The organism is Sphingobium sp. LMC3-1-1.1 (assembly GCF_040676285.1).
GTDB lineage: Bacteria > Pseudomonadota > Alphaproteobacteria > Sphingomonadales > Sphingomonadaceae > Sphingobium.
Genome location: NZ_JBEGHQ010000001.1, coordinates 408,830 through 430,620 on the forward strand (window position 1 = coordinate 408,830; position 21,791 = coordinate 430,620).

Consider the following 21,791-nt stretch of genomic DNA (forward strand, 5'->3'; position numbering starts at 1 on the left):
CGATGAAGCGCAACGCCTTCGCCAAAGCAGCGGTCGCGTCGATGATGATCGGCACGACCATGGTGGGATGCACCGGGGCGGCGTTCCGCACCGCCGCCGTCGCGCCGCAACAGCCCGACCGTCTTGCGGCCGGCGTCGAGAAGGCGCTGGCGGATCGCGAGGGTGCCCGCGCGGTCGACCTGGCCGAGGCGGCCGTGCAGGCGGCGCCGCAGGATGCCCGCTACCGCCAGTTGCTGGGTCGCGCCTATGTCGCTGACGGTCGCTTCGCATCGGCGGAAACCGCTCTGTCTGACGCGATGACGCTGGGCAATGGCGATGCGCGGACCATCATCACCCTTGCGCTGGTGCAGGTAGGGCTGGGCAAGGATCGCGCCGCGCGCGACCTGCTCGCAAGCCATGCCGACGTCCTGCCCGCCGCCGATTATGGCCTGGCCATGGCGATGGCGGGCGACGCGCCGGAGGGCGTGCGCATCCTGTCCGAGATGATCCATGATCCGTCGGCCAATGCCCGCACCCGCCAGAACCTGGCCTATGCCTATGCGCTGGCCGGACGATGGAAGGATGCGCGCATGATGGCGGGCTTCGACCTTGATCCGCTTGCCGCCAACCAGCGCATCACCCAATGGGCGCAGACCGCCGCGCCGGGCCTTTCGCAACAGCGGGTCGCCGCCCTGATGGGCGTGACGATCGACGGCGCGGACGCCGGGCAGCCGGTTGCCCTTGCGCTGGCGGCGCCGGTGTCGGCACCCGTTGAGTCGTCGCCAGTCCAGTCCGCCGAAGTCCGGTCCGCCGAAGCCGCTCCGGCCGAGCAGGCCGTCGAGGCCGCGCCAGTCGAAATCGCCGCCGCCGATCCGGCACCCGCGCCTTCCCCGGTTATATCCGAGGCGCCGGCACCGATGATCCAGGCGATCGTCGCACCGGTTCGCGAGGTTTCGCGAGGGATGGCGCCCGTCCGTGCCACGGCGGCCGCACGGTTCCAGCAGGCTGCCTTCCGCTTCAGCGGAAAGGACGATGGTCATTGGGTGGTCCAGCTTGGCGCCTATGACAATGCGGCCATTGCCAAGGAAAAATGGTTCTCCATGGCTCGCCGCAACGGCGTGCTGGCGAATTTGCCGGTCGTTACCAGCCAGATCACGGTGAACGGCGCCACTTTCGCGCGGTTGGCGGTCGGCGGTTTCGACGCACGTGCGGAGGCGGTTGCGCTTTGCCGCGCGATCCAGGCGCGGCGCGGCCAGTGCTTCGTGCGCGAAAATGTGGCCGACGCAACGCCGCAGCGCTGGGCGTTGGCGACCAGGGGCCGCCAATACGCGTCACGCTGAAAAAAAAGTCGGCGACCAAAGGGATATGATTTGCGGGCGGCACCCATGGTGTCCGCCCGCAAATCTTTTCAGGAGGCCGGTTTGATGCCGAAAATCCTCTCGGCATTTCGATGGGCGATCCGCTCCAGCTTGTCGGGAGGAAGGGGGGCGGAGCGGATGAACGCAACCGCCGGTTCCGTTCGTTCATAGGGGTAGTCGATTGCGAACATGATGTTGTCCGCGCCGACGATCTCCTCCGCGAAGGCCAGGGCCTGGTGCCAGTTCACACCGCTGGTGGTGATCGAGATATTGGACCTGAAATATTCGCTGGGCATTTTCCTGAGCACCGGCCGGAGCGGTGGTTTGGCCAGCGTCACCATATTATGGTGCATATGGTCGATGCGGTAGAACCAGTAAGGCAATCCCTCGCCCATATGGCCTATCACGACCTTGAGGTCGGGATAGGCGTCGAACAGGCCGCTGGAGATCAGGCGGATCACATGAAGCCCGGTTTCCGCGCCATATCCGTAGATCGCGCCCCACAGATTATAATCGCGAAACAGCGGCGCCATGGTCGGATTGGGCGTGCGCGGGTGGATGTAGACCGGCGCGCCGGTTTCGGCCGCGGCTTCGAACAATGGCCAATATTTGCGGTCGTCCAGATATTCGCCGCGCGTGTGCGAATTGATGATGATGCCGTTCAGCCCCAGTTCGCGCCGGGCGCGGCGGATTTCCATGATCGCGCCCGGCACGTCCTGGGGAGGAACGGAGGCAAGCGCCGCATAGCGGCGGGGCTGGTCCGCGACGATCCGCGCCAGCCGGTCATTCGTCAGCCGCGCGAGCCGAAGCGCGGACGCATTGTCGAACGATTGCACGCCCGGCGCGGTCAGGCTGAGCACGTGCATGTCCACGGCATTTTCGTCCATTGCCGTCTGACGCATATGCATGTCCAGGAGGCGCGCATGAATGTCCCCGATATGCGCCAGCATCTGGAAGGCGCGGACCTCATCCTCCTCCAGCCCGCGCGCCGGCAGCGTCGCCATCGCCTCCATCCACTCCGGGCAGGCCCATGCCTCTTCGACGGCGATCAGGCGCAGGGGGGAGGGGGGGGCGGCGGCGGCGCGCGTGGCCAATGCCCCCGCCACGGTCGCGCCGCCAGCCGCTAGCAGGGCGCGACGATCCATGCTGACGCCTGGAAAGGTCGGTCCGGTCCCTGCCATGATGTCCTCCATTTGCTGACCTGTATATTGCTGGCCCGGTCTATGCCGGTTGTTCCGCCAGTCTGCTGTTGCGAACCCGTTGCCCCATGCCGAGAGAAGCGCGCGGGACGGGGGTGCCAACCCGCCCCGCGACGCGATCAGAAGCGTACCGTACCGCGGATGCCATAGGTGCGCGGTGGACGGATCTGATTGTAGATCACGCCCGACTTGGCGGGGCTTTGAACCGAATTGGCGAATACCAGCCTATTTTCGATATTGTTCACGAACGCGGTCACCGCCAGCTTGCCCGAGGCCGTTTCATAGGTGAGGCGCGCGTTGGACATCATGTAGCTGCCCTGCCGGCCCAGCGACAGATAATCCAGCGACAGATAGCGCGAGCTTTCGATGCGGGTATCGACGCCCGCCCTGATCCGGCCGGTGCCACCAAGGTCGAAACTATGTTCATAGCCGGCGTTCACCACCCATTTCGGCGCATTCACCAGCGGACGGCCGGAGCAATCGACATTGTAGATGCGCGCGGCGGGCGAGGCTCCTGTCAGCGACGATGGCGTCACCGCGCAACCGATCACCGGTGCGGGGCCGCTGGTCGAATAGGCCTGATAGTTGAGGTCGTCATATTTGGTGTGGAGATACTGGACGTTGAGCGACAGGACGCCGTCGCGCATGACCTTCCACAGCATTTCCAGTTCCGCGCCGTAGAGGGTCGCCGCGCCCGCATTCTCCGTCGCGAAAACAGGGCCATATATCGGGCCGCCCGGCGTCATGGCGACCTGGACCGGCGCCAGATGCGAAATCTGCTGGTCCTTGTAATCCCAGTAGAAGGCCTCGACATTGAGTTGCAGCCGGTTGTCCAGGAACCGGTTCTTGCTGCCGATGGTGTAGGCGGTCAGCCGTTCGGGGCGGGAAAAATTCCGCCCCAGCGCAGAGAAAAGCACGCCTGATTTGAAGCCCGTGGAGACCGTCGCGTAAAGCAGCGAGCGGTCGGCGACGTCATATTCCACGCCGGCCTTCCATGTCACCTTGCTGAAATTCACGTCGGACGTGGCGTCGGTGCGCAGGTCGAGGATGATTGGCGTGAAGTTGGGGAAGGCGGGCGGCACGAAGCCGACAAAGGGATAGGTGTGCGCTTCCGTATCCTGCTTCTTGTTGTCATGGGTATAGCGCAAGCCGCCGGTCAGGCGGAAACGGTCGGTCAGCGAATAGGTCGCCTCGCCGAATACCGCATAGCTGTTTGTTTCCAGTTCCGAGTTGATGCGCGTGCCGTTGCTGCCCTGGTCGAAGAACTGGCGCGCCGACACGTCCTCCACGAAATAATAGGAGCCGAGCACCCATTTCAGCCTGTCGCTCTGATTGGCGAGGCGGGTTTCCAGCGACATCTGGTCCGATTTCTCGGTCACGTCGATAAGGAAGCTGGACGCGTAGCCGAGGAAATCCAGATTTGTCCTGCGCCAGGCGGGAATGACCGTCAGTTCCGCAAAGCCCAGATCGGCGTTGAGGGTCGCGATCGCGCCATAATATTCATTGTCCTGATAGCCATCGTCGCGGGCGATGATCTGAGGCACCGGGAGTGTGGGTGGGCTCGCCAGATAGGCAGCGATCACGGCCGGGTCGCTTGGACCCAGCCGCTTCTTGCCGGCCAGCAGAGGCATGATCGTGCCGCCCGATCCCATGCCGCCGACATGGCCATAATCGACCATCAGATTGGCATTGAACCCGCCGCCTGTATCGAAGCGCAGCTGGCCGCGCAGCGCCCAGCTGTCTTCGTCGTCATAACCGTCGCTCATATAGCCGTCATGCCTGGCGCGCTGGCCCGAAATGCGCAGGGCGGCCTGGTCGCCCAGCGGCAGGTTGATGGCGCCGGAGGTCTTGAAGGTGTCGTAATTGCCATATTCGCCGGTCAGGAAGCCGGAGGTTTCCCCCAGCTTCGGCTTGGCGGTGATGACGTTGACGGCGCCGCCCGATGCGTTGCGGCCATAGAGCGTGCCCTGCGGCCCTTTCAGCACCTCCAACCGCTCCAGGTCATAGAAGAGGGCGGCCGGTGCCGCCGGACGGGACAGATAGACGCCGTCGAGGTTGAAGGCGACACCCTGTTCGGCAAAGGCGTTCGCCCCGAAGGTGCCGATGCCGCGAAGGTAGATCTGGGTAAAGGAGGAAGCCGGCGCCACTTGCAGCGCGGGCACGAGGCGGGTCAGGTCATCGGCCCGCGTGACGCTCTGGTTGACCAGCACATCGCCGTTCACGGCGCTGACCGCGAGGGCGGCGCGCTGGAGATTTTCCTCGCGGCGCTGCGCGGTGACGATGATATCGGAAAGGCCGTTGCCGGAGGCGGCAGGATCAGGCCGGGCATCGCTTCCTTCCTGCGCGACAACCGGACTTGCCAGCGCCAGCGCGGTGATTGCGACTGATGAGCGGAACAAGGTTCTGCACAGCATTTCTCTCTCCCCAGATGTTCTTGACTATCGTTATTTTCATCCTTGCAGGGGAGTTGTCATAATGGAAATGATTAGTTTTTATTGTTATGTAACAAATTTGGTTATGAATAAAATGGAGCGACAATGCGGTACAAGGGTCTGGATCTGAACCTTCTGGTCTGCCTCAACGCGTTGCTGGAGGCGCAGAGCGTCACGCGCGCGGCCGAGCAGCTCAATCTCAGCCAGCCTGCCATCAGCGCCGCCCTGTCGCGGCTCAGGGTGTTCTTCGGTGATCCGCTGCTGGTTCCGCATGGCAAGCGGATGTTGCCGACGCCCCATGCGATGCGACTGCTGCCGGCGATCACGGCTTTGCTGGGCGACGTCGATTCGCTCATCAGCACGTCCCCCTATTTCGATCCGGCCACGAGCAACAGGACGTTCAAGCTTTGCGTGTCGGACTTTCTGTCCAGCGTGCTGATCGCGCCGCTGCTGCCGAAGATGGAATTGGTGGCGCCCAATTTGCGGATACAACTTGTCCCCCTGAGTGACGAGGCCACGGCGGAGCTCGACCGGGGCGAGACCGACATGCTGCTGGCGCCTGAAATCTATATCAGCGGGGATCATCCCGCCGAACTGTTGTTCGAGGAAGAACATGTCGTAGCCGGCTGGAACGAAAACCCGATGTTCGCAGGCGCGATCGACATGGACCAGTTTCAGGCCGCCGGCCATGTCGCCGTGGAGATCGGGCGCGTCAACCGCGCGTCCTTTGCCGAATCCTTCATGCGGTCGCGAGGAATAGAGCGGCGGATCGAGATCCGCGTTTCCTCCTTCACCCTCATTCCTGAATTTTTGGTCGGAACGGCTCGTCTGGCTGTCATGCATCGACGATTGGCGGAGAGGGCTTCGCTCCATTATCCGATCAAATCGGCGCCGCTGCCGTTCGACATGCCGGGCATGCGGGAAATGGTGCAATATCACAGGGCACGGGCTGACGATGCGGGTCTGCGCTGGTTGATCGCGACGCTGATGGAGGCCGCCCCTCAAAATCCATGAAATCGATAGAAGGCTATAAAAAGAATTATTTTTGAGGATGATCCGTTTCCGGCTAGCTTTTGGGCAATAGAAAAGACGGCGTGCGGCAGTGACCTGGAAGAAGGTCTGCCTGCGGGGAGGGTGCGGCGGTGGCGGCATCGGTCCGTGCGACGCCTTCACGGAGAGCCTGGAATGCAAAAATTGAACATGCTGATCGTCGGAGCGGGCATTGGCGGCCTGTCCGCCGCGATTGCGGCACGCCGCGCCGGCCATGACGTGCTGGTGATCGAGCGCGATCCTGAATGGTCGGTCTATGGCGTCGGCATCATCCAGCAATCCAATGTCTTGCGGGCCATGGATCAGCTTGGCGTGCTGGAGAATTTCCTTGATGCGGCCTGCGGTTTCGACGCCGTCGAGGTTTTTGCCCCGGACGGAACCCGGGTGGCGCGTATTCCGTCGCCCCGGCTGGTCGAGGGCAAGCCGGCGAATGTCGGGATTGGCCGGCGCGCCCTGCAGAGCGTGCTGGGGAACAGCGCCAAGGGGCTGGGTGCGCAAATCCGACTCGGCGTGACAGTGGAGAGCCTCTCGGATGATGGTGCGCAAGTCCATGTGACCTTTTCCGATGGTTCGGCGGGCGCATTCGACCTGGTGATCGGCGCGGACGGCGTCTATTCGCAGGTCCGCGACCTCATCCTGCCCGGCGCGGAGCGCCCGGTGTTCACCGGGCAGGCGGTATGGCGATATAATCTGCCGCGCGATACCGATCTGGATGCGTTGCGGGCCTATAACGGCCCTATCGGGGTGGGACTGGTGCCGATCGGGCCGGAACTTATGTATATGTATGTCACCACGCCCGAGCCGGACAATCCGCGCTATCCGCGCCAGGGGCTGGCGACGGCGATGCGCGGCAAGCTCGCCAATTGCGCGCCGGCGATCCGCGCCCTGGCCGAACAGATCACCGACGATGATGGCGTCGTTTACCGCCCCCTTGAAGGCATGATGGTTCATGGTCCGTGGAGCAGGGGACGCGTGGGCTTGCTGGGCGATGCGGTCCATGCCACGACGCCGCATCTGGGGCAGGGGGCGGGCATGGCGATCGAGGATGCGATCGTCCTCGTCGACGAGCTTGGGAAGCACGACAATGTCGAGGCGGCCTTGAAGGCCTATCGCGATCGCCGCCATGAGCGTTGCCGTTATATCGTCGAGAGCAGCCTGGCCATCTGTTACGGCCAGTTGGGCAAGGGCCCGCTGGTGGACAACCACAAGGCGACGGCTGAAATGTTCGCCGTCGTATCTCAGCCGCTGTGAAATCCCTCATGCAACAAGGAAGCCGGCAATGAGCCGCGTCACTGAAATCCGCTATATTGGTTATGGCGTCACCGATATCGAGGCCGAACGCCGCTATTATGGCGAAGTCTTCGGGCTTGATCCCGTTCCCTCCGACGATGGTCTTGCCTGGTTCAAGGCGCCCGGCCATGGCGAGCATCATGTCGTGCGGTTGCGGCCGGCGGACGAAAACCGGGTCGATGTCATCGCCCTCGCCGCGGAGAGTCGTGCCGATGTCGATGCCCTGTGCGGCAAGGTGGCGGCGGCGGGCGCGAAGATCGTGCATGAACCGCGCGACCTGACGACGCCGGGCGGCGGCTATGGTTTTCGCTTCTTCTCGCCCGACGGCCTTCAGTTCGAGATTTCGAGCGATGTCGAAACCGGGCCGAAGCGCGAACTGACGCGCTGGGAAGGGTTGCCGGTCAAGATCAGCCATATCGTGCTGCATTCGCCGGACCATCCGGCGCTGGTCAAATTCTTCACCGACGTGCTGGGCTTCAAAATATCCGACTGGCTGGGCGATTTCATGTGTTTCCTGCGCTGCAATTCGGCGCACCACCGCATCGCCATTCTTCCGGGGCCGCCGTGCCTCAACCATGTGGCCTATGACATGCTTTCGATCGACGACATGATGCGCGGCGTGCATCGGTTGAAGCTGAAGAATGTCGACATCGGCTGGGGTCCGGGGCGGCACACGGCCGGCAACAACACGTTCAGCTATTTCGTGACGCCGAACGGTTTTGTCACGGAATATACGTCGGAGCTGGAAGAGGTGGATTTCGAGACGCGGGAACCGACCGTCTACACGCCCGCGCCGATGGTCATGGACCAATGGGGCATTGGCGTTGGCGGGCCGCAGACCCTGCCGCATCCTACGCCCAATCCGGGGCTGTTCGTGGCGGTGGAGGCCTGATCGCATGGCTCTGTTCGAATATTTCCCCAACTATATCTGGAACCTGTCGGTCGCCATCGCAATGGAGAGCGGCGGCCAGATCGGCGAGATCGTGGACATGTGCCAGCCGATCCGGGACGCGGCCGCGAGCGGCGCGGATGCGGGGACGCCGCAATTCATGGCGCAATGGGCGGCGATGGGCGACAAGCTGATTGACCTCGCCGCCGAGGATGAGGCGAAGGGACGGGCCTTTTCGGCATCGAACAAGCTGGAACGCGCCGCGCTCTACCTCCTGAATGCGGAGCGGATGCAAGGGCATGGTCATCCGGGACGCCAGGCCACCTATGCCAAGGCGCGGGAGACCTTCGACCGCTCGACGGTCCTGGGCAGGATCAACCGGGAACGGGTGGACATTCCGCTGGAGAGGGGGACCATGCCAGCGCTCTACACCCGCGCGCCGGGGGATGGGCCGCATCCGGTGGTCGTCTATTGCAACGGCCTCGATAGCTGCAAGGAACTGCTCTATTGGTCGCGGTTGCCGGAGGCTCTGGCGCGGCGCGGGGTTTCGACGCTCTGCGTCGATCAGCCGGGCAGCGGTGAGGCGCTTCGCCTGCAGAACCTGCCCATCGAGCCGCATAGCGAAAGCTGGGCGAGCAAGGCGGTGGACTGGCTGGAGCAGCAGCCCGACGTCGATCCCAGGCGCATCGGCATGACCGGCATTTCGCTGGGCGGCCATTTCGCGCCCCGCGCGGTCGCCTATGAACCCCGCTTCGCCTCCGGCGCGGTCTGGGGCGCCAACCACAACTGGCGCGAGGTGCAGGACAAGCGGATGAAGCGCGAGGGCGAGAATCCGGTGCCGCATTACTGGGCGCATGTCATGTGGGCCTTTGGCGCGGGCGATATGGACGAATTTCTGGAAAAGTCGCAGGGCATGAACCTCAACGGCCATATGGACCGCATCAAGGTGCCCTTCCTCGTCACCCATGGCGCGCAGGACCGGCAGATCAGCGCCAGCTATGCCGACGATCTCTATGGGCAGCTCGTGAACTCCCCCCGGCGCGAGAAGGTGATCTTCACCGCGCGCGAGGGCGGGGTGGAGCATGTCGGCGCGGACAATATGAGCTATGGCCGTGATTGCATTGCCGACTGGTTTGCCGAAACGCTGGGAGGACATACGGCATGACGCGCCGCTTCGTCGATCTGTCGATCACATTGTGCAATGAGGTGGTGAGCGATCCGCCGTTCCTGCGGCCGGAGATCACCTATCAGAAGCATGGCGAAACCATGCAGGAGCTTGGTTTTTTCTTTCCGGGCGTGACGGCGGAGCAAACGCCGGGGGGCGAGGGTTTTGCGGCGGTGGAATCAGTCAGGCTGACCACTCATAACGGCACCCATCTTGATGCGCCCTGGCATTTCCATCCGACGCAGGATGGCGGCAAACCGGCCCTGACCATCGACGAGGTGCCGCTGGAATGGTGTTTCCAGCCAGGGGTCAAGCTGGACTTTCGTCATTTTCCCGACGGTTATGTGGTCACGGCGGCGGATGTGGAGGCGGAGCTCAAGCGCATCGGACATGAGCTGAAGCCGCTGGAAATCGTGATGATCAACACGGCTGCGGGCAAGGCGCTGGGCGATCCGGACTATGTCAGCCGGGGCTGCGGCATGGGCTATGAGGCCACCATCTACCTGACCAGCCGGGGCGTGCGGGTGACAGGGACCGACGCATGGTCGTGGGACGCGCCCTTCGTCCACACGGCGGAAAAGGTGAAGGAAACCGGCGATACCTCGCTGATCTGGGAAGGGCATAAGGCGGGCCGCGACATCGGCTATTGCCACCTTGAAAAGCTGCACAATCTGGAGGTGTTGCCACCCGATGGCTTCACCGTCAGCTGCTTCCCGCACAAGATCAAGGGCGCCTCGGCCGGCTGGACCCGCGCCGTCGCCATTTTCGAGGAGTGAAGGCCATGGCCGAGTATCTGCGCAACGTCTGGTACATGGCCGGGTGGAGCGAGGAACTTGGTCCCGGCCAGGTGATCAGCCGCCGCATCCGTGACCGCCGGATTGCCCTGTTCCGGACGGACGCGGGCGCCGTCAGCGCGGTGGCGGACCGGTGTCCCCATCGTTTCGCGCCATTGAGCCTGGGAGAGGTGCACGGCGACGCGCTGGTTTGCTCCTATCACGGCCTGACCTTCAATGGATCGGGCGGCTGCGTCCGCAACCCCTTTTCGGAGAATATTCCGGCCGCCGCCCGCATCGACGCGTGGCTGTGCGACGAACGTCATGGCGCGATCTGGCTATGGGGTGGCGAGCCGCAATCCGCCGATCCCGCGATGATACCGGACCTTGGCCTGGTCGAGGACAGCGACACCGTGCGCGTCGTGCGCGGCTATACGCTGCTGGAGGCGCCCTATGAGTTCGGCACCGACAATCTGATGGACCTTTCGCATATCGAGTTCGTGCACAAGGGGTCCTTTGCCGGGGGTGGCGTCATATTTGCCGGCCGTCACGAGGTGATCGACGAAGGCGACACGCTGCGATCCAACTGGTGGATGCCCGGCGTGCCCGCCCCGAGCCACACGATGGGCATCTATCCCCCCGACATGATTACCGACCACTGGCTGGAGATGCGGTGGAACGCGCCCGCGACAATGCTGCTGGAGATCGGTTCCTGTCCGTCGGGCGGACTGCGCGAGACGGGGGTGGTTGCGTATCAGGCGCACGTGCTGACGCCTGCGAGCGCGACGACGGCGCATTATTTCTGGGCCTCCGCGCGCATGCATGATCTGGACTCGCCAGAGACGGACGCGTTTCTCAAGGCGCTTTTCGCCCAGGCATTTGACGAGGAGGACAAGCCGATCATCAAGGCCGCCTACGAGAATCTGGAGGGTGAGGATTTCTGGACGGCAAAGCCGCTTTCGCTGGGCATAGACTCCGGCGGGACGCGGGCGCGCCGGAAGCTGCAAATGATGATCAAGGGGGAACAGTCCGCATGAGGGTTGCAACGCGGGCCAACGGTCAGGCGGATGGCGAACTTGTGGTGATATCGGCCGGTGGCGATCGCCTGCTGCCGGTTGGTGGGCGCTTTGCGAGCCTCCTTGCGGCGATGGAGCATTGGGGGGAGACCGAACGGGCGATGCGGGGGCTGGCGGCCCGGCTGGAAGCGGGGGAGGGAGAGGTGCTGGATCCCGCAGCGCTGCTGGCTCCCCTGCCGCGTTCCTGGCAATGGCTCGATGGATCGGCATTTCCGCAGCATGGCGAGCTTATGCAGCGCGCCTTCGACCTGCCGCCGATCGAGACTGACCGGCCACTGATGTATCAGGGCCTGTCCGACCGTTTCCTGCCGGGCCACGCCGATGTGCCCTTGCCCAGCGAGGCGGATGGCATCGATTTCGAGGGCGAGTTCGGCGTCATCACCGATGCGGTGCCGATGGGCATCACCGCGCAGGAGGCGATGAAGCATATAAGGCTCGTCATCCTCACCAATGACTGGTCGCTGCGGGCCATCGCGCCTGTCGAGATGAAGACCGGCTTTGGCTGGGTACAGGCCAAGCCGGCCTGTTCCGCCGCTCCCTTTGCCGTCACGCCGGATGAACTGGGCGACGCGTGGAAGAACGGGAGGGTGCACCTGCCGCTGGAGGTCCATGTCAACGGCCAGTGGTTCGGCAATCCCGACGGGGGCGAGATGGCCTTTGGTTTCCATGAACTTGTTGCCCATGCCGCGCGGACCCGAGATCTCGTCGCGGGGACCATCATTGGTTCGGGCACTGTTTCCAATGCCAGTTATGACAGGGTTGGTTCGGCCTGCATTTCCGAACGCCGCGCCATTGAAATGATCGCTTCTGGCGCCCCTGCGACGTCTTTCCTGCGGTTCGGCGATCGCGTGCAGATGCAGGCGGTCGGCGACCATTTCGGGGCGGTCGACCAGAAGGTGGTGCGCGCCCTGGCGGCGGATCAGCGCGGCTGAACGGAGGCTGTCGGGGGCGGGATGACGATCCGCCGGACTACGGCTTCGGCACCGGAAGGAAAGTGGCTCCCCGAGTAGGATTCGAACCTACGGCCATTCGATTAACAGTCGAATGCTCTACCGCTGAGCTATCGGGGAGCAACCCGACTTTCGTCGGGCAGGCCGCGCATATGCAGTGGCTTTCGTGAAATGGCAAGGGTGGCAAAAGCCGTCCGCCCGAAAAAATGGACCGGTGGCTTGATGTACCGTGAAGAGGGGCGGCCAGCCTGTCGGATCATGGTGGATTTTCCGGCTCGATCGCCGGTTGAAAAGTGGCTCCCCGAGTAGGATTCGAACCTACGGCCATTCGATTAACAGTCGAATGCTCTACCGCTGAGCTATCGGGGAGCAACCCGGCCTTCGCCGGGCAGGCCGCGCCTATAGCAGCGGCTTTCCCGCAATGGCAAGCGGCAAATGACGGAATTTTTACGCGATGAACTGTTCGGCCGCGATCCGGTCGTCCAGCGTATGTTCCGGGTCGAACAGCAGGGTCAGCGGCGTCGCGCGATCAATCTTCACCTCCACCTGCGCCACGTCGCGAACCTCGCGCTGATCGGCGACGGCGCTGACCGGCCGCTTCACCGGATCGAGCACGGTGAACTGGATCGCGGTATTTTCAGGCAGGATCGCGCCGCGCCAGCGCCGGGGGCGAAAGGGGCTGATCGGCGTCAGCGCCACCAGCGCCGATCCCAGCGGCAGGATGGGCCCATGGGCGGAAAGATTATAGGCCGTCGATCCGGCCGGCGTAGCAACCAGCACGCCGTCGCACACCAGTTCGGGCAGGACGGTGCGATCGTTGACCTTGACCTCCAGCTTGGCGGTCTGGCGCGTTTCGCGCAGCAGGGACACTTCGTTGATCGCGGGTATGGAAAAGCGCTCTCCATCCACCGTGTCGACGATCATGCGGAGGGGATTGACCTTGAACGGCTTCGCCGCCTCGATCCGCTGTTCCAGCCGTTCGAGCCGCCATTCGTTCATCAGGAAGCCGACCGTGCCGAGATTCATGCCGAAGACCGGCAGGATGTGCCGCCCCTCCAGCATGGAGTGCAGCGTCTGGAGCATGTAGCCGTCGCCGCCGAGCGCGATGATCATGTCCGCCTGCTCGACCGGGACGAAATCATAAGCGGCGCGCAACCTTTCCTCCGCCGCCTTGGCTGCTGGACTGGAGGAGGCGACCAGGGCGCGCCGGACCTCTTCGGTCATCCGCCGGTCACGCTCATATGTCTTCGCACCGCCGGCGCAGCACCAGCGCCGATGCGGAAATCATGCGCCGCCGGCTTCAGGCGAAGGGCGCGGTCTATCAGCGGCTCGACCGCCGGCAGTCCGCCCTGCCGGAAGGCCGATTTCAGGTCGACATGATCTTCATGGCCCAGGCACATGAAAATCTTGCCCTCGCAGGTCATGCGCATGCGATTGCAATCGGCGCAGAAATTATGAGTGAGCGGCGTGATCAGCCCCAGCCTTGCCTTCAGCCCCTCCACAGCATGGTAGCGGGCCGGACCGCCGGTGCGATGCGGTATCGGCGTCAGGGCATGATGCTGGCGGATCGAGTCGGCCACCTCCGTCAGGGGCAGATAATGATCGGTGCGGTCTTCCCCGGTTTCGCCAAGCGGCATCGTTTCGATCAGCGTCAGGTCGAAGCCCTGTTCGTCGCACCAATGCAGCATCGGGAGGATTTCATCCTCATTGAGGCCCTTGAGCGCGACCATGTTGATCTTGATCGCCAGCCCGGCCGCCCGCGCGGCTTCCAGTCCTTCGAACACGAGCCGGATGTCGCCATTGCGAGTGACATGGGCGAAGCGCGAAGGGTCGCGGCTGTCCAGGCTGACGTTGATCCGCCTGACGCCCGCTTGGGCCAGCGCCTCGGCATGCTGCGCGAGCCGCGTGCCGTTGGTGGTGAGCGTCAGTTCGTCCAGACCCTCGCCCACATGGCGGCCGATGCGGCGGACAAGGTCGACAATGTCCCGGCGCACCAGCGGTTCGCCGCCGGTCAGCCGAATCCTGCGAACGCCCCGCGAGATGAAGAGGTCGGCCAGCAGCCCGATCTCCTCCAGCGTCAGCACCTGGTCCTTGGGAAGGAAGGTCATCCGTTCCGACATGCAGTAGCGGCAGCGCAGGTCGCAGCGATCCGTCACCGAAATCCGCAAATAGCTGATCCGGCGGCCAAGTGCATCGGTCAGAGCCGCACGCGTAAGATCAGTCGTCTTCATATATGCAAGTTAGGCGATGGACCTGCCCCGTGCAAGCGTCACTGGTTGCGGGAGCGTAAACAGGTCGCTAACCGATAGAGCATAGGGAAGAGCTGGTGGATCGTCCCAAGGAGCAAGATGTGAGCGGCGAGACCGCACTGGACGGACAGCGCAGCCTCTACATTCTCTCGCCGGGCGACCGCGATGGACTGTCGCAGCTCGCGCAGTCGGCCGGCTGGCGCGTGATCGCAGCGCGGCGCGCCACCGATGCGGCGCAGCGTTTCCTGCACAGCGATGCCCGCATAGCGCTGACCGACATGCGTGGCGCGCGGGACGGCGACCTTCGCCTGATCGCGTCGCTGGTGCCGGCGGTGGACGCGGGCGGGGGTGCGCTGGTCGTGTTGGTGGACGCGCATGACCTTCCCGCCGTGCCGGCCATGCTGGAGGCGGGGGCGACGCATTATCTCGCGGCCCCCTTCACGCCTGCCGAACTGGGCGCGACGCTGGCTTCGGCGCAGCGCCTGGTCGACCGGCTCGTCGGCGGCACCACCCATAGCCGGCGGGCGCAACGCATCCGGCGCGGCGACGCCCTGTTCTGGGAGCGGGACGGGAACCGGATCCGCCTCAGCGACAATCTCGCCCGCCATCTTGGCGTCGAGGGGCAGAGCGTCGATCCGGCGGGCTTTATCCGGTGCCTGCCCCGGTCGGAACGCCGGTCCGTGATCGCGGCGCTGCGCGGCATGATGCGGTCGGGTCGTCCGGAGGCGTTCGCCCACGCGGCGCCGGGCCGGCCCGGTGACAGGCTGGTTCATCATCTTCGGTTGATCGACGGCGTCGTTGCGGCGGACGTGGAATGGCTTTCCGATGCGCATGGCCATGAGGCGACCGGCCGTGACGACCTGACCGGCCTGCGTTCGCGCCAGGCGGCGCTCGACTGGCTGGAGCGGCGGCAGGGATTGGCGACGACGGTGCTGCTGTTGTCGATCAGCCAGTTCGACCGGATGAACGCCGCCTATGGCCAGGTCGTGGGCGATGCCTTGCTGGGCCGAATCGCCCGCCGCATAGAGCGGATGACCATCGATATGGCGGCCGGCACCATGGTCGCGCGCATCGCCGGGACGGAATTCCTGATCGGCCTGACCGGAGAGGCGGCCACCGCGGACAAGGCGACCTTCCTGGCCCGCCAACTGATCGGCGCCATTGGCCGGCCGTTCAGCGCGGGGGACCATCTGATCCGTCTGACGGCGCGCTGCGGTATTGCCCAGTCGCGCCCCGACGATGACGCCACCCGGCTGATCCGTCGCGCCGGAACTGCCCTGGCCGATGCCCGGGTCGGGGGCGGGGAGGGCATCCGCATCTTCTCTTCGGAAAAGCGCAGCCGCCAGGTGGATGCCGACCAGTTGGAAACCGACTTGCGCCTTGCCCTTCATCGCGGGGAGATCGGCATATTGTTCCAGCCGCAATATCCCGTCGATGGCGAGCATATGATCGGGGTAGAGGCGCTGGCGCGCTGGAACCACCCGCAATATGGCGCGCTGGGCGCGGGGATGCTGTTCGCCACGGCGGAGCGTTCCGACTATATGCTGCCGCTTTCGGCGCATATCCAGGCCGAAGCGCTGCGCCAGGCCGCCGCCTGGCCGCACGCCCTGTCCCACCTGCGCCTGTCGATCAACGTCACGGCGGAGGACATCGCCCAGCCCGGCTTCATGCCGCAATTCCTGAACCTGGTCGACATGAGCGGTTTTCCCCGGTCGCGCCTGACGGTGGAGATCACCGAAAGCGGCCTGATCGAGGATGTCGAAAATGCCACGGCGTTGCTGACGGCGTTGCGCGCAGAAGGGCTGGCGGTGGCGGTGGACGATTTCGGCACCGGCTATTCCAGCCTCGCCTATCTCAAGAGCCTGCCGCTTGATTATCTGAAGATCGACAGCGGCCTGGCGCAGGACATCGCCGGGACGTCCCGCGACCGGATCGTCGTTCGCGGCGTCATCCATATGGCGAAGTCGCTGGGTCTGCGGGTGATCGCCGAGGGGGTGGAAACCGAGCAGCAGCTTGATCTCCTTACGCGCGAAGGCTGCGATTATTATCAGGGTTTCCTGCGTTCGGCGGGGGTGTCCTCCGCCGATCTGGTGGCGCTGGCGCTCAAACCGTAAGGGGCGTGCCACGGTTGCAGGCTAAAGGCTCAGTCCTATCCGTGCGATCAGGCTTGCGCCCGCATGCCGGCTGGCTGGGCCTGCGATGCTGCTGTCGGCATAGCGTAGCCCGGCGAACCAGCGATCCTTCATATAATCGACGCCCACGCCATAATCCCAATAGGTGCCATCGGGGCGCAGCCGCATGGCACGGGCCGGGTCTTGCACATCGCCCGAAGACCGGCCGATCCGCGCCGAGATGGTCAAGGGCGTGCCGGGCAACCCCATGGTCGCCGACGCGGACAGATAGAGATTGTCGCCGCCGATGGACGACTGCCGCGGGGCATAGCTGCCGTTGAAATCGATGCTGGCCGGACCAATCAGGAAAGCCGCGCCTGCGCCGATTTCGCCATAAGCCTGGTCGGCACTTCCGGGGAAAAGATGATAGCGACCTTCGGCGGACAGCCGCCATCCGCCGATCTGCCGCGCATAGGTGGCACCCAGGTCGACGACAGCGTCGGCTCCGCCATGCCGATCGCTGCCCCATAGCGAGACGGCCACGCCGTCGAGGCTCAGCCCTTCCGCCACGGGTACCGAGAGGGTGCCGCGCAGCACCGGGTCGCCGTCGCTCCAGCTCAGCCCCCGGCGCCGTTCCTCGCTGGCGGCCTCCATCGTGCCAGATACGCCATCGGCATATTGCGCGAAGGCGGGGCTGGCGCCGGCAGAGGCCAGAAAGGCGCAGGCCAGCGCAGCCTTCCTTTTAATTGGAGGCAAGATTGCGAACGGCATCAAGCTCGGCCAGTAGCGGTGCGTGGTCCGCCTGCGCAACCGCGACCAGGTGCGCGCGGATCTCGCCTTCATGGCGCGCCAGATTGCGCTCGCCCGATTGGCGGCCGGGCGTGCAGGCGCCATGCTCGCTGCCCGTAAACTGCTTGTCGCTGGAAACCGTGCGGCTGAGCGCAGGTCCATGGCTGAGCGCCCGGTCGACCAGGATGGTGGCGGTCCATTGGCACCGCTGCGCGTCCGCGCGGTTCGGGGTTCGGGCGCCTATGGTCCTGGTGCGGAATTCGGCGCGGGCGCTGTAGGTCGCATCGACCGGCGTTCCGCCATGGTCGATCTGCACGCTGTGCGTGGCCGCTGCCGCGGCCAGGGCAATAAGGGTCAAACTCATGTCTATCTCCTGCTCGACGCCGGACTTTGCTGTCCGGTCGTCAGAGCGGGATCTAGGTTGCGACTGTTGCTGGCTGTTGTCTGGCGGATGACAAAGGGGTGCTGGCTGAATGTCGATACCGCTCCGGATTCCTTGTTTGCCGCGATTTCTTAACCAGCGATCGGTTCCGATCGCTTGGAAATCGCTCTAGTTCGCCGCCTTCGCCAGCCCCTTGGAAAGCTGCAACGCACCGTTGAGGCGGGCGGCCGGATCGGCCCAGGCCCTGTTCACGACCACCTTGCTGTCGGGCCGCAGCCGGGCCACGCCGTTCAGCCGCTGGATATAGGCGACCAGCCCCTCCGGCCTGGGGAAGCGGTCCTCGAAGAAGCTGACCAGCGCGCCCTTTGGCCCGACATCGATTTTCGCGATGTTGGCGGTGACGCAATTCTGCTTGATCTCGATGATCTTGAACAGATTCTGCGTCGGCGCGGGCAGCTTGCCGAAACGGTCGATCAGTTCGGCGGCGAAGGCCTCCAGCCCCTGCCGGTCCTCGACTTCGTTGAGGCGGCGGTAGAGCCCCATGCGCAGGTCGAGGTCGGGCACATAATCCTCCGGAATGAGGATGGGCGCATCGACGGTGATCTGCGGCGAGAAGCTCTCGCGCGCCTTGTCCAGCCCCGCGCCGCCGGCCTTCGCCTCCAGGATCGCGTCCTCCAGCATCGACTGGTACAGTTCGAACCCCACCTCCTTGATGTGGCCGGACTGCTCGTCGCCGACCAGATTGCCCGCGCCGCGTATGTCGAGATCGTGGGACGCGAGCTGGAAGCCGGCGCCCAGCGTGTCGAGGTCTGACAGGACCTTCAGCCGCTTTTCCGCCGTTTCGGTGATCACCCGGTTGGCAGGCGTGGTGAAATAGGCATAGGCGCGGGTCTTTGCGCGTCCGACGCGTCCGCGAAGCTGGTAGAGCTGTGCCAGGCCGAAGCGGTCGGCGCGATGGATGATGAGCGTGTTGGCGGAGGGGATGTCGAGCCCGCTCTCGACGATGGTGGTCGAGAGCAGCACGTCATAGCGCTTGTCGTAGAAGGCCGACATGCGTTCCTCCACCTCCGTCGCGCTCATCTGTCCATGGGCGACGACCGGGCGCACCTCCGGCACTTCGGTGCGGAGAAATTCCTCGATCTCCGTCAGGTCGGAAATGCGCGGCACGACGAAGAAGCTCTGGCCGCCGCGATAATGTTCGCGCAGCAGCGCCTCGCGTACCACCACGCCGTCCCAGGGCATGATGTAGGTCCGCACCGCCAGGCGATCCACCGGCGGCGTCTGGATGACCGACAGTTCCCGGAGGCCAGACATGGCCATCTGCAGGGTGCGCGGTATGGGCGTCGCGGTCAGCGTCAGCACGTGGACGTCGGTCTTGAGCGACTTGAGCCGTTCCTTGTGGGTCACGCCGAACCGCTGTTCCTCGTCCACGATGACAAGGCCCAGCCGCTTGAATTCCAGCCCCTTGGCCAGCAGCGCGTGGGTGCCCACGACGATGTCGACGGTGCCGTCCGCCAGACCGGCCTTCACCGCCTTCGCCTCCTTGTCCGGGACCAGCCGGGAGAGGCGGCCGATCTTAACCGGGAAGCCCCGGAAACGCTCCTCGAAATTCATGTGATGCTGGCGGGCGAGCAGGGTGGTCGGGCAGATCACCACAACCTGCATCCCCGCCATCGCCGCGACGAAGGCGGCCCGCAGCGCGACCTCCGTCTTGCCGAATCCGACATCGCCGCAGACCAGCCGGTCCATCGGCCTGCCCGCGCCCAGATCCTCGATCACATCGCTGATCGCCCGATCCTGATCGTCGGTTTCCTGATAGGGGAAGCGATCGACAAAGGCGGGATAGCCGGCGCTGTCGGGTTCCGCCACGGTCGCGGGCCGCAGGGCGCGCTCCGCCGCGGTCTTGAGCAATTCCCCGGCGATCTCGCGGATGCGTTCCTTCATCCGCGCCTTGCGCCGCTGCCAGGCCTCTCCGCCCAGCCTGTCGAGGCTGACGCCTTCGCTTTCGGAGCCGTAGCGGGAGAGAACCTCCAGATTCTCGACCGGCACATAGAGCTTGTCGCCGCCGGCATATTCCAGCGCGACGCAATCATGCGCCGCCTTGGCGACGGGAATCTGGGTCAGCCCCTCATAGCGGCCGATGCCATGGTCCATATGCACGACCAGGTCGCCCGGCGAGAGCGTCGCCAGTTCGGCCAGGAAGGCGTCCGCGCTCTTCTTCCGCCGGGCCCGCCGCACCAGCCGGTCGCCCAGCATGTCCTGCTCGGTCAGCACCGCGACATCCGGGGCGGTGAAGCCATGGTCGAGCGGCAGGACGGTGAGCACCGTGCTGCCCCCGGCGGCGAGGCCCAGAGACTCCTGCCAACTGTCCGCCGCGGCGATCCGTTTCAGCCCATGGTCGGCCAGCAGCCCGGAAAGCCGTTCCCGCGCGCCGCCCGAATAGCTGGCGATCACCACCTTCTTCTTCGCCCGCTGAAGCGAGGCGATATGCTTGCCCACCGCCTCATAGACGTTGGCGTTCTGCGCCCTCTCCGGTGCGAAGTCGCGCGGGCCGTCCACGGCGAAGTCGATGACGGAAGCGCTTTCCGGTTCATGGAAGGGCGTGGTGGCGTGCATCGGCCAGTCGTGCGCGAGGGCGGCCCATTCCTCCGCCTCTAGATAAAGTGCCTTGGGCTCCAGCGGCCGATAGGCCCCCGGATCGGAGGATTTCGCCGCCGCACGATTGGCATGATAGTCCCTGATCGCCTCGAACCGCGCCTCTGCCGCGCCGGCGACGCCGTGGTCCAGCAGGATAAGGCTGTCGTCGCCCAGATGATCGGTCAGGGGCACCAGCCGTTCCTCGAACAGCGGCAGCCAATGCTCCATGCCCTGCAGTCGCCGTCCGTCGCTCACCGCCTGGTAGAGCGGGTCGCCAGTGGCCGTGGCGCCGAAAATCTCGCGATAGCGGCCGCGGAAACGCTTGATCGTCTCCTCGTCCAGCAACGCCTCCGACGCGGGCAGCAGGGTGAAGCCCTCGACACTCCCGCTCGTCCGCTGATCGGCAGGATCGAAGCGGCGGACCGTTTCTATCTCGTCCCCGAAGAAATCAAGCCGGAGCGGCTGTTCCTCGCCGCCCGGAAACAGGTCGACAATGCCGCCGCGAATGGCGAATTCGCCGCGATCGTGCACGGTGTCGGTGCGCACATAGCCGTTCGCCTGCAACATTTCGGCCAGCCGCGAGATCGCGATCCGTTCCTTGGGCGCGAGCTTCGCCACCAGTTGCCGCACGCGGAACGGGGTGAGGGTGCGCTGGGTGAGGGCGTTGAGCGTGGTCAGGACGAGTTGCGGCCCCCTGGGCCTGGCCTGCAAGGCATGAAGCCCCGCCAGCCGCGCCGACGCTGTCCGCAGCGAAGGACTGGCCCGGTCATAGGGCAGGCAGTCCCAGGCCGGAATCTCGACAATCTCGATCTCCGGCGCGAAATAATGCGCCGTGTCCGCCACCGCCCGCATGAGTTGCTCGTCAGGCGCGACGAACAGGGCGCGGGAAGGCGCCGCCCGCGCAATGTCGGCCAGCAACCAGGGCTGGAAACCGGCAGGCACGCCCGAAAGGGTGATGGGTGAGGATGCTTTGAGGATTTTGAGAAGGTCGGTCATTCGCTACTCAGTAGCCCGCCCGGAGACGGGAGGGGTCAGGGAGGGCAAGTCAGGTCAGGTCAGGTCGGAGGGGATTACTTCCTGCCGATCTCCACGAAATCCATCTTCACGAACCTGTCCCACATCGGCCCGCGCCACTCGTCCGGCAGCGGCAGCGTCCCCAGGGCCCAGGCCATGATGTCGGCATCCTGTTCCTCGATAAACCGCTCGAACCAGTCGAGTTCCGCTTCGCCCCATTCGCCATGGTAGCGGTCGAAGAACCCGCCCACCGCCAGGTCCGCTTCCTTGATGCCACGATGCCAGGCCCGGAATTGCAGGCGGCGGATGCGGGGGTCTTCGTTCACAATTTGTTCCTTGCGCGGACATGACAAATTCGCCGATCGGATGTTTGAACCACCATCCCGGCTGGAGTTTTTCTGTTTGCGCATTTTCCGGGCCGCCAGACGTACCGTCCGGCTCGAAAATG

The 21,791-nt window shown here is 64.7% G+C and carries 17 protein-coding genes and 2 tRNA genes; 9 read left to right on the forward strand and 10 right to left on the reverse strand.

From position 1 onward, the window contains the following. Window positions 1-2 precede the first annotated feature (2 nt). Window positions 3-1,319, forward strand: coding sequence for an SPOR domain-containing protein (locus MRBLMC3_RS02070; protein ID WP_363825474.1), 1,317 nt, complete (start codon window positions 3-5; stop codon window positions 1,317-1,319). 68 nt (window positions 1,320-1,387) lie between these two features. Here the strand turns inward: MRBLMC3_RS02070 and MRBLMC3_RS02075 are convergent, their stop codons facing one another. Both MRBLMC3_RS02075 and MRBLMC3_RS02080 read right to left on the reverse strand, forming a co-directional pair. Beyond that, entirely contained in the window at window positions 1,388-2,518 is a 1,131-nt protein-coding gene (locus MRBLMC3_RS02075; protein WP_363825477.1) for an amidohydrolase family protein, read from the reverse strand. Between the two features lie 137 nt (window positions 2,519-2,655). Then, window positions 2,656-4,950 (reverse strand): TonB-dependent receptor, encoded by a 2,295-nt coding sequence (locus tag MRBLMC3_RS02080; RefSeq protein WP_363825480.1) that lies wholly within the window; start codon window positions 4,948-4,950, stop codon window positions 2,656-2,658. A gap of 123 nt (window positions 4,951-5,073) precedes the next feature. Between MRBLMC3_RS02080 and MRBLMC3_RS02085 the strand changes: the two genes are divergently transcribed. The 7 genes from MRBLMC3_RS02085 to MRBLMC3_RS02115 all read left to right on the forward strand — a co-directional run bounded on the left by MRBLMC3_RS02085 (window position 5,074) and on the right by MRBLMC3_RS02115 (window position 12,143). After that, window positions 5,074-5,982, forward strand: coding sequence for a LysR family transcriptional regulator (locus MRBLMC3_RS02085; protein ID WP_363825483.1), 909 nt, complete (start codon window positions 5,074-5,076; stop codon window positions 5,980-5,982). Between the two features lie 171 nt (window positions 5,983-6,153). Next, a complete protein-coding gene (locus MRBLMC3_RS02090) occupies window positions 6,154-7,269 on the forward strand; it encodes an FAD-dependent oxidoreductase (protein WP_363825486.1) in 1,116 nt (371 codons plus the stop codon). Window positions 7,270-7,297: 28 nt separating this feature from the next. After that, complete coding sequence (locus MRBLMC3_RS02095; RefSeq protein WP_363825488.1) at window positions 7,298-8,200, forward strand: VOC family protein; 903 nt, start codon at window positions 7,298-7,300, stop codon at window positions 8,198-8,200. Between the two features lie 4 nt (window positions 8,201-8,204). Further along, window positions 8,205-9,362, forward strand: coding sequence for an alpha/beta hydrolase family protein (locus tag MRBLMC3_RS02100; protein ID WP_363825490.1), 1,158 nt, complete (start codon window positions 8,205-8,207; stop codon window positions 9,360-9,362). After that, a complete protein-coding gene (locus MRBLMC3_RS02105) occupies window positions 9,359-10,138 on the forward strand; it encodes a cyclase family protein (protein WP_363825493.1) in 780 nt (259 codons plus the stop codon). Before MRBLMC3_RS02100 ends, MRBLMC3_RS02105 begins: the two co-directional genes overlap by 4 nt. Before the next feature lie 5 nt (window positions 10,139-10,143). Next, the gene (locus MRBLMC3_RS02110) at window positions 10,144-11,172 is read left to right on the forward strand and encodes an aromatic ring-hydroxylating dioxygenase subunit alpha (protein ID WP_363825496.1); all 1,029 of its coding nucleotides are present in this window, start codon (window positions 10,144-10,146) and stop codon (window positions 11,170-11,172) included. Continuing rightward, a complete protein-coding gene (locus MRBLMC3_RS02115) occupies window positions 11,169-12,143 on the forward strand; it encodes a fumarylacetoacetate hydrolase family protein (RefSeq protein WP_363825499.1) in 975 nt (324 codons plus the stop codon). The genes MRBLMC3_RS02110 and MRBLMC3_RS02115 overlap by 4 nt, the downstream gene beginning before the upstream one ends. 63 nt (window positions 12,144-12,206) lie before the next feature. Here the strand turns inward: MRBLMC3_RS02115 and MRBLMC3_RS02120 are convergent. The 4 genes from MRBLMC3_RS02120 to moaA form a co-directional block, all read right to left on the reverse strand. Beyond that, window positions 12,207-12,281, reverse strand: a tRNA-Asn gene (locus tag MRBLMC3_RS02120). 174 nt (window positions 12,282-12,455) lie between these two features. After that, a tRNA-Asn gene (locus tag MRBLMC3_RS02125) sits at window positions 12,456-12,530 on the reverse strand. A 78-nt stretch (window positions 12,531-12,608) separates the two neighbouring features. Next, window positions 12,609-13,385, reverse strand: a complete 777-nt coding sequence (locus tag MRBLMC3_RS02130) for an NAD kinase (protein ID WP_363735038.1) — start codon at window positions 13,383-13,385, stop codon at window positions 12,609-12,611. Further along, a complete protein-coding gene (gene moaA, locus MRBLMC3_RS02135) occupies window positions 13,382-14,392 on the reverse strand; it encodes a GTP 3',8-cyclase MoaA (protein ID WP_133651891.1) in 1,011 nt (336 codons plus the stop codon). The genes MRBLMC3_RS02130 and moaA overlap by 4 nt, the downstream gene beginning before the upstream one ends. 119 nt (window positions 14,393-14,511) lie before the next feature. Here moaA and MRBLMC3_RS02140 point away from each other — a divergent pair, with 119 nt between their 5' ends. Continuing rightward, window positions 14,512-16,524, forward strand: coding sequence for a putative bifunctional diguanylate cyclase/phosphodiesterase (locus MRBLMC3_RS02140; protein WP_363754080.1), 2,013 nt, complete (start codon window positions 14,512-14,514; stop codon window positions 16,522-16,524). A 21-nt stretch (window positions 16,525-16,545) separates the two neighbouring features. Here the strand turns inward: MRBLMC3_RS02140 and MRBLMC3_RS02145 are convergent, their stop codons facing one another. The 4 genes from MRBLMC3_RS02145 to MRBLMC3_RS02160 form a co-directional block, all read right to left on the reverse strand. Next, window positions 16,546-17,277 carry a TorF family putative porin gene (locus MRBLMC3_RS02145; protein ID WP_363825500.1) on the reverse strand — a complete coding sequence of 244 codons (732 nt, stop codon included), beginning with the start codon at window positions 17,275-17,277 and terminating at the stop codon, window positions 16,546-16,548. Further along, window positions 17,264-17,674, reverse strand: coding sequence for a hypothetical protein (locus MRBLMC3_RS02150; RefSeq protein ID WP_363825503.1), 411 nt, complete (start codon window positions 17,672-17,674; stop codon window positions 17,264-17,266). Before MRBLMC3_RS02150 ends, MRBLMC3_RS02145 begins: the two co-directional genes overlap by 14 nt. Window positions 17,675-17,860: 186 nt before the next feature. Continuing rightward, window positions 17,861-21,325: a transcription-repair coupling factor gene (mfd, locus tag MRBLMC3_RS02155; protein WP_363825505.1), complete on the reverse strand. Its 3,465-nt coding sequence runs from the start codon at window positions 21,323-21,325 to the stop codon at window positions 17,861-17,863. A 74-nt stretch (window positions 21,326-21,399) separates the two neighbouring features. Next, window positions 21,400-21,669, reverse strand: a complete 270-nt coding sequence (locus MRBLMC3_RS02160) for a succinate dehydrogenase assembly factor 2 (RefSeq protein WP_363825507.1) — start codon at window positions 21,667-21,669, stop codon at window positions 21,400-21,402. Window positions 21,670-21,791: the final 122 nt, after the last annotated feature.